This is a genomic window from Polaromonas sp. P3_B1 (assembly GCF_056402935.1).
In genome coordinates this window covers 40,583-51,325 of record NZ_JBFUGK010000043.1, presented here as the reverse complement: position 1 = coordinate 51,325, position 10,743 = coordinate 40,583, and the positions used below count along the sequence as shown (strand labels likewise).

13 protein-coding genes are annotated in these 10,743 nt (G+C 63.7%); 6 read left to right on the top strand and 7 right to left on the bottom strand.

Annotated features, from left to right (window positions below):
- Nucleotides 1–414 precede the first annotated feature (414 nt).
- On the top strand, nt 415–1,062 hold the full coding sequence (locus AC1DXS_RS21110; protein ID WP_477739421.1) for a hypothetical protein: 648 nt from the start codon (nt 415–417) through the stop codon (nt 1,060–1,062).
- A gap of 158 nt (nt 1,063–1,220) precedes the next feature.
- Here AC1DXS_RS21110 and AC1DXS_RS21105 read toward each other — a convergent pair whose 3' ends face one another.
- Nucleotides 1,221–1,733, bottom strand: coding sequence for a hypothetical protein (locus AC1DXS_RS21105; RefSeq protein WP_477739420.1), 513 nt, complete (start codon nt 1,731–1,733; stop codon nt 1,221–1,223).
- 259 nt (nt 1,734–1,992) lie between these two features.
- Entirely contained in the window at nt 1,993–2,508 is a 516-nt protein-coding gene (locus tag AC1DXS_RS21100) for a DUF2242 domain-containing protein (RefSeq protein ID WP_477739422.1), read from the bottom strand.
- A gap of 178 nt (nt 2,509–2,686) precedes the next feature.
- On the opposite strand from AC1DXS_RS21100, the gene trxC reads away from it, so the two are divergent.
- Nucleotides 2,687–3,124 carry a thioredoxin TrxC gene (trxC, locus tag AC1DXS_RS21095; protein WP_477739419.1) on the top strand — a complete coding sequence of 146 codons (438 nt, stop codon included), beginning with the start codon at nt 2,687–2,689 and terminating at the stop codon, nt 3,122–3,124.
- Nucleotides 3,125–3,163: 39 nt separating this feature from the next.
- Here trxC and AC1DXS_RS21090 read toward each other — a convergent pair whose 3' ends face one another.
- Nucleotides 3,164–3,970, bottom strand: coding sequence for an oxygen-binding di-iron domain-containing protein (locus tag AC1DXS_RS21090; RefSeq protein ID WP_477739418.1), 807 nt, complete (start codon nt 3,968–3,970; stop codon nt 3,164–3,166).
- Nucleotides 3,971–4,096: 126 nt separating this feature from the next.
- On the opposite strand from AC1DXS_RS21090, the gene AC1DXS_RS21085 reads away from it, so the two are divergent.
- Nucleotides 4,097–4,780, top strand: coding sequence for a GDSL-type esterase/lipase family protein (locus AC1DXS_RS21085; RefSeq protein WP_477739417.1), 684 nt, complete (start codon nt 4,097–4,099; stop codon nt 4,778–4,780).
- Between the two features lie 760 nt (nt 4,781–5,540).
- On the opposite strand, the gene AC1DXS_RS21080 is transcribed toward AC1DXS_RS21085, so the two are convergent.
- The 3 genes from AC1DXS_RS21080 to ylqF form a co-directional block, all read right to left on the bottom strand.
- On the bottom strand, nt 5,541–6,155 hold the full coding sequence (locus tag AC1DXS_RS21080; protein ID WP_477739416.1) for a hypothetical protein: 615 nt from the start codon (nt 6,153–6,155) through the stop codon (nt 5,541–5,543).
- A 246-nt stretch (nt 6,156–6,401) separates the two neighbouring features.
- On the bottom strand, nt 6,402–6,971 hold the full coding sequence (locus tag AC1DXS_RS21075; RefSeq protein ID WP_477739415.1) for a hemerythrin domain-containing protein: 570 nt from the start codon (nt 6,969–6,971) through the stop codon (nt 6,402–6,404).
- 117 nt (nt 6,972–7,088) lie between these two features.
- Entirely contained in the window at nt 7,089–8,057 is a 969-nt protein-coding gene (gene ylqF / locus AC1DXS_RS21070; protein ID WP_477739414.1) for a ribosome biogenesis GTPase YlqF, read from the bottom strand.
- A 363-nt stretch (nt 8,058–8,420) separates the two neighbouring features.
- Between ylqF and AC1DXS_RS21065 the strand changes: the two genes are divergently transcribed.
- The 3 genes from AC1DXS_RS21065 to AC1DXS_RS21055 all read left to right on the top strand — a co-directional run bounded on the left by AC1DXS_RS21065 (nt 8,421) and on the right by AC1DXS_RS21055 (nt 9,773).
- Nucleotides 8,421–8,696 carry a hypothetical protein gene (locus tag AC1DXS_RS21065; protein ID WP_477739413.1) on the top strand — a complete coding sequence of 92 codons (276 nt, stop codon included), beginning with the start codon at nt 8,421–8,423 and terminating at the stop codon, nt 8,694–8,696.
- 20 nt (nt 8,697–8,716) lie between these two features.
- A complete protein-coding gene (locus AC1DXS_RS21060; protein ID WP_477739412.1) occupies nt 8,717–8,923 on the top strand; it encodes an oxidoreductase-like domain-containing protein in 207 nt (68 codons plus the stop codon).
- A gap of 127 nt (nt 8,924–9,050) precedes the next feature.
- Nucleotides 9,051–9,773 carry an SDR family oxidoreductase gene (locus AC1DXS_RS21055; protein WP_477739411.1) on the top strand — a complete coding sequence of 241 codons (723 nt, stop codon included), beginning with the start codon at nt 9,051–9,053 and terminating at the stop codon, nt 9,771–9,773.
- Here the strand turns inward: AC1DXS_RS21055 and AC1DXS_RS21050 are convergent.
- On the bottom strand, nt 9,654–10,670 hold the full coding sequence (locus tag AC1DXS_RS21050; RefSeq protein ID WP_477739410.1) for a LysR family transcriptional regulator: 1,017 nt from the start codon (nt 10,668–10,670) through the stop codon (nt 9,654–9,656). The genes AC1DXS_RS21055 and AC1DXS_RS21050 overlap by 120 nt on opposite strands.
- Nucleotides 10,671–10,743 lie beyond the last annotated feature (73 nt).

The following is a 10,743-nucleotide window of genomic DNA, read 5'->3' as shown; positions in this document are numbered from 1 at the left end:
AAAGAAAGGCGACCCGCAGTCTGGGTCCCTACGCTTCGCTTCGGGCAACCTGCGGTGCTCGAGCCAAGCGGGGTCAAAAACAACTCGCTTCGCTCAAACACGTTTTTGCCCTGATCCGCTTGTCTCTGCGCTCCTCGGCCCAGCCAGGACGGGGCAATCGGGAGCGGGAACCGAATACCAGAAGACAAAGAGTGGGAGAAAAAACATCCTGATACCGCAGCATGCTGCAAGGTAAACACGGGGTAAAAACACGCCACATTACACCGCCCCTACCTCCGCCTTACACAACCTTCACGTTGCGGCTCCACGATGAAAGCACTGAAGCACCAACAAGCCCCCAGGGGCCGGCGCTTCGGAAAGCAAGCTTCTTTTCAAAGGGCTTGCCGGTTCACTCATTGAGCAAAGGAGCCTCACATGAAATCGCAACACTTGACCGCATCCCTTCTGGGCGCCGCGCTGCTCGCGGGCCTGGCCGCCGCGCCAGCCATGGCACAGCCGCAAGGTCCCTACGCGCCTTCGTACCCGCCGCAGGTGGTGTACGCACCGGCCCCGCAGACGCCGGGCATAGACAACGCGCAGCAGGCCGTCAGTGACCGCATTCGGCAAGGCCTGCAGTCGGGCCGCATCACGCCGTCGGAAGCGCGTGTGCTGTACCGCCGCGACAGCGAGATCCAGAACCGTGAAGCCGCGTACAAGGCCGACGGCCGCGTGACGCCGCAGGAGCGCCAGCAGCTGCGCGCCGACATCGCCCAGCTGAGCGCCGAGGTTGAACGCGCGATTGCCAACAACCGCACCGTGGCCGTGGCCTACCCGCATGACAGGCTGGGCGCCATCGACAGCCAGCAGTTCAATATTCGCCAGCGCATTGACGAAGGCGTGCGCAGCCACCGCCTGAGCCTGCGTGAAGCGGGACGTTTGCAGGCGCGTGAACAGGAAATTGAGAACCGCGAGGCGGCTTACCGGTCAGACGGTGTGGTGACGCCGCAGGAGCGCCGCGACCTGCGCGCCCGGCTGAGTGCCTTGCGTGATGAAGTTGAACACCTGATCAACCCGCGCGGTTAATCAAGCCTGCACCGTTCAGGCTGAGCTGGTCGAAGCCCTTCGACAGGCTCAGGGCGAACGGGTGAAGGCAGGCGGGTTTTTCAAGCTCGCGCCATAAAAAAACCCCGGTCAGCGCATGGCGCCGGCCGGGGTTTTTATTGCGTGACAGCAAAAATGAATCAGGCGGCCTTGGCGCGGCGGAAAGCCGAGCTGCGCTTGGTGGCGGCCTTGCTGTCGCCGGCGATCTTGCCGGCCAGTTCGGCGCTCTTTTGTTCGAGCTGCGCGGCCAGCTTGCTCAGGGCCAGGGCGCCGGGGGCGGTGGCCTGGGCCAGGGTGTTGAGCGTGGTCACGCCGGTTTTTTCTTCAAACAGGCTGGCGTTGGCGGCAGCGCGTTCGACGCCCGCTTCGGCGACTTTCACGAGCTGGCTCACGACTTGTTCGGCGCCGCTGGTGGTCAGCAGCAGGCCCTTGGTGTAGTAGGCGCTGAAGGCGGCTTGCGCGGCCGAAGCGTTCTTGGCGGTCTCGGCCGTCAGTTCGCTGCGCGACTGTTTCAGGGCCTGGTTCCAGCGCTGCTCCAGCAGGCTGACAACACGCTCACCGCCGGCGCGGTAGGCCTGGATGACGTTGAGGGCGGTATTGCCGTAGGACTCGATCAGGTCGTTGGCAACGGTGGAGAGGTTTTTGGCGCTCATGGTTTTTTCCTTTGGTGGGAATTTGACGATGAGCTGATCTTGCCGGGTTTGGCTAGTGAGTGCGACCTAATGGGTTAGAGAGAGGTGTCCAGAAGGTTTTCGGCTTGTCCGGTTTTCACGCCCTCTCCCACTGGGAGAGGGCGGGGGTGAGGGTTAGCGGCGGTCGATAGATCGCTACGAGTGCCAACGCCGCGGGCCCTCACCCTAGCCCTCTCCCAGAGGGAGAGGGAATAAGAGCGAAGAGAGGGAACAAAGCCGCCTACTGGCTGAGCGGCAAATCATCCACCGTCGCCAGGTAGCGGCTGACCAGCTCAAAAAAGCTGTCGTAAAACGCATCCGATGAAATGGTGACGCTGCCGACTTTGACCATGGAGTCGTTGCCCGAGGTGAAAGGCAGGGACACCGAGCCTATGGCGCCCACGCCCAGGCTGGCGGAGTTGTTGCTCTTTTTGAGCTGGTAGCTGTCTTGCAACGCGGTGACAAAACCCAGGCTGATCTTGCCGTCGGGGCTTTCGGGCGCGCAGACCACGCGTATCACCATCTGCAAATGCGACTCGGCCTCGGGCTGGAAGCTCTTCTGGCCTTCGACCAGGTCCACCCTGGCCGTGTTGATGATGTAACCCTGGCTCAGCAGCGCGCGGCGCGCGGCCTCGCAGGTCTGCTCGGGCCTGGCATCAAACAACCGCGAATAGGTGGCAGTGGAGCCGAACTTTTCCTGCAGCGGAAACGTCTTCACGGTGCTGACGCAGGCCGTGAGCAGACAGGCCGCCAGCAGCACGCCGGACAGGATGCCCGCGGAACGCGCCAGGCGGCGGTGCTTCCAAAACAGGTTCACAAGCGAAATCCTTTCACAATCTGGAAATTCTCGGCACGCCACACGAGGGCGGCGGAAAGCTCATTTGTACACCCTGCGCCGGCTTGAAAAGCCCGCCGCAACACCCCAGTTACAAACAATGACCGACTCGCTGCACATTGTTTGCCCCCACTGCCACACCACCAACCGCGTGCGCACCGACCAGCTCGGCAGCGAGCCCAGCTGCGGCAATTGCAAAAAGGCCTTGTTTGTGGCGCATTCGACTGCGCTCGACGAAGCGGCGTTCGACAAGCACGTCAGCCGCAACCAGATTCCGGTGCTGGTCGATTTCTGGGCGCCCTGGTGCGGCCCCTGCCGGCAGATGGCGCCGGCCTACGAACAGGCCGCCGCGCAGCTGGAACCGCAAGTGCGCGTCGCCAAGGTCGACACCGAGGCGGTGCCCAATCTGGGCGCGCGCTTCAACATCCGCAGCATCCCCACGCTGGCGCTGTTCCAGAACGGCCGCGAGGTGGCGCGCCAGGCGGGCGCCATGGGCGCTGCGGATATTGTGCGGTGGGTGCGGGCAAACTTGCGCTGAACCAGCGGCGCGCCGGCGCAGCTCGTCAGGCCTGAAGCGTCAGGCCGCGCTGACCGCGCGCTCCGGCATCGGGATGGCCGCCGCAGGCAACTGGTAATGCCTGTCGTCAAACAGGTCTATGCCGCACATCAGCGATTCGGCCCAATCGAAAAACTGGCCTATGGCCGCCCCCTCGAGCGGTGCGCCGTGCTGCGGCACCAGCATGCGGATGTCGAGCTGGCGCGCCATGCGCACCCACAGGCGCAGCACCTTGTTGGACACCATGTAGCGGCGGTGAAAGCCTTCCATCAGGCGTAGATGATTCTTCAGGTCGGTCACAGCCACCTGGGCATCACTGCCTGATGTCATGGAGACACCCAAGTCCCCCGTGAAAAGAATGCGGCTGACAGGATCGTAAAAATGGAAGTTGCCTTCCGAGTGCAGGAAATGGGCGGGCAGCAGCCACAACTCGTTGCGACCCAGCGGCAGGCGCCCGCCGCCGTCGGCCACGCCGATCACGCGCTGGTCGGTCTTGCCCACCTTGGTGAAGTGCGGCACAAAGCGCTCCCACACGCGCGAGATCACCAGCTGCGCCGGGGTGGAGGTCAGCCAACGGTCCAGCGAAGCGATGATGTCGGGGTCGGCATGCGAGGCGATGATGTAGGAAAGCTTTTGCGGGCTGAAGTGGCGCGACATGCCGAGGAAAAGTTCATTGAAGGCCAGGTTGCCGCCCGGGTCTATCACCGCGCCGGTGCCGTTGTCGACGATCAGGAACTGGTTGGCCTGCACGGCCTGGTTGTCCTCGTCGACGAGGTCGGTGAACATCAGGCAGGCGTGGCGGCTGTCGCGGTAGAGTTCGATGGGCATGGTGAAAAATCGGTGCAGCGCCGGGTTGGGAAAACCCCAGACTTTAGAAGTCCCGCGCGCACCGGCGCTTGATGCAGGTCAAGCGCTGGCAGAATCCATTTGAATACCGCTGTACACGGGATCACCATGCCTTTCCAACGCCCATCCTCTTCGCCATCGCCCTCCATGCTTCAACGCCGGCTGCTGCTGGCCGGCATGGCCTCTGCATTCGCAATGGCGGCGGCCGGTTGCTCCAAAAAAGCCAAGCCCCAGGGCAAGACCCTGCCCAAGGAAGCCGTGCTGCTGTGCCTGGGCGATTCGCTGACCTTTGGCTACGGCGCAACTGCGGGCGCCGGTTACCCGCAGCAACTCGAGCAACTGACCGGCTACGTGACCAAAAACGCGGGCCTCAACGGCGACACCGCCGAAGGCGCGCTGGCGCGCTTGCCCGCCCTGCTGCAAGAGAACACGCCCGGCCTGGTGCTGATCTCCATAGGCGGGAATGATTTTTTGCGCGGCCTGCCGCTGGACCGCACACGTGCCGCGCTCAAGAGCCTGATGCAAACAGCCGCCGCCGGCGCCCAGGTGGTACTGATCGCCCAGCCCAAACCGGTATTCATCGCAGCCGCCACGAATTCGCTGAGCGACCATGAGGTGTACGCCGAAGTCGCGAAGGAAACCGGCACGCCGCTGTTCAGTGGGGGATGGTCTTATGTGTTGTCGCGCAGCGAGCTGCGGTCGGACCAGATTCATGCGAACGCCGAGGGTTATAAGGTTTTTGCCGAACGCTTGGCGGCGTGGTTGAGGGAAATGAAGTTTTTGGCCTCTTAAGGCCGGGGTGGAGGCCGGGTCTTGCTCCGGCGGGCGCGCTCTTGCCCATTGCATAGGCTTGCTGGCCGGGACTCGCCCCGGCGGGCGAGGCACTTTTCTTTGCTTCGCCAAAGAAAAGTACCCAAAAGAAAGGCGACCCGCAGTCTGGGTCCCTCCGCTTCGCTGCGGGCAACCTGCGGTGCTCGAGCCAAGCGGGGTCAAAAACAACTCGCTTCGCTCAAACACGTTTTTGCCCTGATCCGCTTGTCTCTGCGCTCCTCGGCCCAGCCAGGACGGGGAAGTCCGAAATACCAAAACCAATACCGAACTCCAATACAAACAAGGRCACGCCATGGCGTGTCCTTGTGGTTTCAGGTATTCGGGATTCTGTTTTCGGCTGTTCGGTATCCGGGCCCCTTGTGTATGCGCCGAGGAGCGCAGGGCCAGACGGATAAGGGCAAAAACGTGTCTGAGCGAAGCGAGTTGTTTTTGACCCCGTCTGGACCGAGCACCGCAGGCTGCCCGCAGCGAAGCGGAGGGACGCAGACACCAGGGTCGCCTTTTCTTTTGCTTACTTTTGGTGTTTGCGTAACTTCGCTGCGCGAAGTGAGCAAACCCCGCGCGCGTAGCGCGCCTTTTGGCGAACAAAAGAAAACCCGCTTCGCGGGTTTCGATAAAAGTGAGTTGCCGCCGGGCAACCCCCGGCCAGCAAAACTAAGAAGAGAGCAAGAGAGAAGGAGCGCGCAAGGCCGGAGCAAGACCCGGCCTCTTCTACAGGCGCTTAGCCGCGCCCTCGGCGATCACCCCGCATCATCCGCTCCACCTGGTCGCGCAAAGCGGCCACCTCATTGCGCAGCTGGCGACGCTCCTGTTTGGTCACCACGCCGTCGGACTTGAAATTGGCTTCGTGGCGCTCGATCCTGCGTTCACGGTCGTGCAGCCTGCGCGCCTCGCGCTCGCTGATTCGGCCGGTGCGCACGCCTTCGTCGATGCGCTGGCTGATGTTGAACTGGCTGTTGTCCACGCCGGGAGTGTTTGGGTTGTGGCCCGGCTGGCCGACGACCACGTTGTTGGCGATCTTGCGCTCGACTTCAGCGCTCAGGCCTTCCAGGTCGGCCCGCAGTTGCTGGCGTTCCTGGGGTGTGGCATTGCCGTCGGACTTGTAGCGGTTCTCGCGCATGGAAATGTCGCGGTCGCGCGCGTACAGCTCCTGCGCCTCGGACGGCGTGATGCGGCCGGCCTGCATGCCTTGCTGGATGCGCGCGCTGATGGCCTGCTGGGTGTTGTCAATGCCCGGGGTGTTGGTGCTTTGCGCCATGGCCACGGTCGGGGCCATGCCCAGGCCGGCCAGCAAGGCGCTTGCCAATAAAGAGGCGGTCAACAGTTTCGATCTCATGGGGTTCTCCTGCTTTCTGGGTGGAATGACCAGCAACCCGGAGGGCTGCTTGCGGTGGCCGAAGTGCCATCCCAGGGTCGGGCAAGCGGCTCCCGGAGCTGCTCTGCTGAACCGCTGCTTTTCAAGGCTGTTGTGTGATCCAGTGCATAAAGTGTTCACCCGCGCGGGAGGTCGCCGTGTAAGGCAAACGGACATTCAGCCGGTACGAATGTCGCGTCCGCGAGCGCAGGCAGGCGCCGGGCGGCCTCAGGCGTCGCCCAGCCCTATGGGCGCCGGCGCCTCCCTCACAATGCGCGAGAACAGCCGGTCATACACCGGATCCACCACATGCCGGCCGCCGAGCGGGTCGCGGTTTTCCAGGAAGGCCGCATCCAGTTCCTTCCAGTCGGCCTCACTGAGCACCTTTTCCGCCTCCGGCAGGATGACCGACTCTTCCAGCCGCATGTGTTCCAGGTAGAAGTCCACATAACGTTTGCAGTGCAGCTCAAAGGCGGATTTGCGCGGCTCGCCCAGCAGTTCCCAGGCCAGCAGCAGGTGCTGCAGTTCACGCACGGCCTTCTCGCCGTTCATGTGGTCGCGCTCAAGCCGCTCCACGACGGGCATGACTCCAGGCGCCAGGCGCACCACGCGCGGAAACAGTAGATTCGATTCTTTGGGGTGGTGCAGGCGCTCGGGAAACTCGTCGATGTAAAACAGCATGGCCCGCAGCACGTCAAAAAACTTCTGCGCATGGTCGCCCGGGCCGCGCGCCACCATCATGGGCATGGAACGCAGCATGGCGGAAAGGGATGCGTGCTCATCGAGGATGATTTGCACGCTGGCATGTTTGTGAATGGCGGCCTCCGGCGGGTGATGGGTCTCCCGCCAAGAATGCCAGCAAGTGGCGCAGACGCATTGACGAAGATCAAGCGCAGCGCATGCCGCTGGTGAATCTCAGGATTCGCCGGGTTCGCGTTTTTTTTCGGGCCGCGGGATTTTCTTGAACTTGATAAGCCGGTTGGTCTCTATCTTGTCCTTCTTCACCTGCCGCTCGGCGTCCAGCAAGCGGCCGGCGGCCAGCCATTCGGCGAACTCTTCGGGTGTTTCCAGCGTGATGCGGCCCAGCGTGGAGGCGCGGAATTCGTGGATCACGATTTCGGCGGCTTTTTGCAGGTTGACGCGGCCCTTGGCCAGCACCGCGCCGCGCTTGCGGCCTATGGCTTCGAGCAATTGTTCATCGGTGATGCCGGGCGCCACCTCGACCTTGTAGCGGGCCTCCAGCAGGCCGGGGTAATGTTTGATCAGGTAGTCGAGCAGTTCCAGGCCGACTTCTTCCTCGTCAAAGGCATTGCGGCCGATAGCGCCGCTGGCGGCCAGGTTGTAGCCGCTCTTGGCGACGATGATGCGCGGCCACAGCATGCCGGGTGTGTCCCACAAATAAAAACCATCGGCCAGCACAAGTCGCTGCTCGACCTTGGTGATGCCGGCCTCGTCGCCGGTCTTGGTGGCGCGTTTGCCGGTCAGGGTGTTGATGAGCGTGGACTTGCCGACGTTGGGAATGCCGCAGATCAGCACACGCATGGGCTTGACCATGCTGCCGCGCGTGGGGGCCAGCGTGTGGCAGGCGTCGATGAGGCGGCGCGCGGGCGTGGTTTCGCTGGCGTCGAGCTCGATGGCACGGGTGTTGGGCAGGCTGTTGTAGTGCTCCAGCCACAGCGGCGTGCGCGTCGGGTCGGCCAGGTCGCGCTTGTTGAGCACCTTGAGCGCGGGCTTGCCGCTGGTGAGCTCGGCCAGCATGGGGTTGGCGCTGGAGCCGGGCAGGCGCGCGTCCAGCAGCTCAATGACCACATCAATTTCCTTGATGCGCTCTTGAATGGCTTTTTTGGTCAGGTGCATGTGACCGGGAAACCACTGGATGGCCATCGGGATTGTTCTTTCTTGCTTGCGGGTTCAGGGCCAGGGGCCTCCAGGCCCCTGCGATCCCCCGATTGTCGCCGTTGCGGGTAGCCCCGTCGCGTGGCGGGCCCGAACGGCTTTTTGGGCTCTCCGCCCGTGTCGCAAAATACTCTCTGGGTGGTCTACCCCGGAGGCGGATGGTGCCGAGGCGAATTTAAGGACTTCTTAGCGGTATCAAGAAATCATTAAGGGCGGCCGGCGCTCCCCAGGCGCCGGCCCGGGCAATGGAGGACAATCGGGGCATCGCAGCTGCGGGCCCACCGGAACGCAGCAACGCACACCAGGGCCGCAAGCAAGCCGCCCCGCAACCCACCCACATATCGAGCCTCCATGCCCTTACCCTCCGCCCCTGAACAGAAACCCGTGGTTCCCGCCCGCCGCCAGGCCGCCGCCGACCTCAAAGCCAACAACGAAGTGTTGATCAAAGGCATTCTCTGCACGCTGATAGGTTTGGGCGTGCTGGTCTCGCCCTACTTCATCACCTCGCCGGGCATGCAGGGCATCGTCGCCAAGTCATCACTGGTGGGCTGGTTCGCGCTGGTGCTGGGCTGTGCTTTTGTCGGCCTGTATCTGCGCCGGCGGATGGCGACGCCCGTCAAGGCCTGACACGGCACTTCCCCGGGCCCATGCCGGACAACACGGACCGCGACGCCGCGCTGGCGATGTTTGCCGATTTGCAGCGGCAGGCGGCGGCCGCCGGCATCACGCTGCGGCAACCACCCTCTGAGCCCGACAGCTGCTGCGGCCGCGGCTGCAACGGCTGCGTGTGGGAAGGCTGGTATGCCGCGGTGGACTATTGGCGTGACGAGGCGCTGTTGAAGCTGGCAAGCTAGGCGGACCGCAGCGCCATAGATGATCCCAATACCCTCATCGAAACTTCCTTCTTGAGCCCTAAGCGCGTCTTGCGCAACATCGGCATCCTGTTCAATCATTCTTTACAGGATCAACGTGGGTACATCATTGAAGGGCAAGCATGTAGTGGTCGCCGGGGGCAATTCGGGGATGGGCCTGGCGCTGGCGCGGGATCTCCTGACCCAGGGCGCGGCGGTGACGATCGTCGGAAGATCGCTCGCGAAGCTGCAAGCAGCGCGCGAGCACCTTCAAGCTTGCGGAACACCGCAGCTTGAGCAGGCCGACGTGAGTGCGGAGCGCGAGGTGCAAGACCTGTTCGAGCGGATCGGGCAGCTCGATCACCTGGTCTGCACCGCCGCGGATATCGGCGGTGCCTACGTCATGCTGCAGGCGCTGGAGCGAAGCGCACTGGAACGCGCCATGAACTCAAAGATCGTCGCGCCTGTCCTGCTGGCCAAATACGCCTCGCCGCGCCTGCCGGCACAGGGATCCATCACCTTCGTGTCCGGCATTGCGGCCTATCGCCCCCGGGCCAAAGGCGTCGCGGTTGCCGCCATCAACGCGGCGCTCGAGGGCGTGGTGCGTGCGATGGCGGTGGAACTCGCGCCCATCCGGGTCAATGCGGTTTCACCAGGATGGGTTCGAACCCCCATTTGGGAAGACGTTGCCGGCGCGGACACCGAACAGATGCTGGCCGCAATGGCCCAGCGCTTACCCGTGGGACGTATCGGCACCCCTGAGGACATCGCCCACGCGATGGTCTTCCTGCTCGGGAACGGCTACACCACGGGCACTGTGCTGCATGTGGACGGCGGGCATCGCCTGGTGTAGGGCTTGCGTCCGCGTCCGCAGCATCTGGACAAAGGCCGAAACGTGCGGGGGCTGGCGCCGACGCGCCCCGGCGGGCGTGAGCAGGCATACCGGCAGGGCCCGCAAGGCACCCTCCAGGCGCACGGCCTTCACGCCCGTGCCGGGCAAGGCGCTTCTGAAGGCCAGCCGCGGCAACACGCAAACGCCAAGCCCCGCGGCCACCATGGCGACGAGGCCGCGAACGCTTTCCGCTTCAAAGCGGATGGCAGGCAGGCCCGGGCCTGCTTGCAAAAGCGTCTCGAGGTAAGCCCGGTAGCTGCAACCCGGCGCGGTCGCACCCAGCCGCTGTTCAGCAAAATCGTGAATAGAGACGCTTTGACGCTCGGCCAGGAGATGCCCGGACGGCACGACCAGCACGGGTTCGTCGGCGCCGAGAACCTCGCCGGCCAATGAGGGCTCGTGCAAAGGCAATCCGTGCACGAGGCCGATATCGGCTGAGCCGTCCTTGACCATGGACAGCGTGTCCGCCGAGTTCCGGGTCAGCAGCGTCACCTTGGCATTGAGGTAGCGTTCGGCGTAATCGACCACGAGCGGCGTAAAGACCGTGAGGGCGAGGGTTTCCGGCGCGACAAGGGTGAGGCTCATCGCGGCGCCCGCCGCATCGCCCTTTAGCACCTGAAGGGTGTCATCCGCCATGGCCAGCAGCTCACGCGCCCGGCCCAGGAGCTTCGCACCGGCATCGGTCAGCGCAAGCGTGTTGTGTTGCCTGATGAACAAAGGGCGGCCGACAACGTCTTCAAGCGCGCGGATCTGCTCAGTGACGCTGGGCTGCGTGAGGTGAACCCGCTCGGCTGCGCGCGTAAAACTCAGCGTTTCGGCGGCAGCGACGAATGTCCTCAGCTGCCTAAGCAGGAACATCGCAAGGCCTCTCGCAAGGACAAGGGCGGTTTCCCGGAATCATCGTGGACGCCATCCGGCCGGGCCGTTTTTG

Bases quoted from the DNA above. Each gene is read 5' to 3' on its own strand.
- AC1DXS_RS21065 (WP_477739413.1), top strand. From the start codon at position 8,421: ATGCCCTTACCCTCCGCCCCTGAACAGAAACCCGTGGTTCCCGCCCGC.
- AC1DXS_RS21105 (WP_477739420.1), bottom strand. From the start codon at position 1,733: ATGAGCGCCAAAAACCTCTCCACCGTTGCCAACGACCTGATCGAGTCC.
- AC1DXS_RS21050 (WP_477739410.1), bottom strand. From the start codon at position 10,670: ATGTTCCTGCTTAGGCAGCTGAGGACATTCGTCGCTGCCGCCGAAACG.
- AC1DXS_RS21060 (WP_477739412.1), top strand. From the start codon at position 8,717: ATGCCGGACAACACGGACCGCGACGCCGCGCTGGCGATGTTTGCCGAT.
- AC1DXS_RS21090 (WP_477739418.1), bottom strand. From the start codon at position 3,970: ATGCCCATCGAACTCTACCGCGACAGCCGCCACGCCTGCCTGATGTTC.
- trxC (WP_477739419.1), top strand. From the start codon at position 2,687: ATGACCGACTCGCTGCACATTGTTTGCCCCCACTGCCACACCACCAAC.
- AC1DXS_RS21080 (WP_477739416.1), bottom strand. From the start codon at position 6,155: ATGAGATCGAAACTGTTGACCGCCTCTTTATTGGCAAGCGCCTTGCTG.
- AC1DXS_RS21085 (WP_477739417.1), top strand. From the start codon at position 4,097: ATGCCTTTCCAACGCCCATCCTCTTCGCCATCGCCCTCCATGCTTCAA.
- ylqF (WP_477739414.1), bottom strand. From the start codon at position 8,057: ATGGCCATCCAGTGGTTTCCCGGTCACATGCACCTGACCAAAAAAGCC.
- AC1DXS_RS21110 (WP_477739421.1), top strand. From the start codon at position 415: ATGAAATCGCAACACTTGACCGCATCCCTTCTGGGCGCCGCGCTGCTC.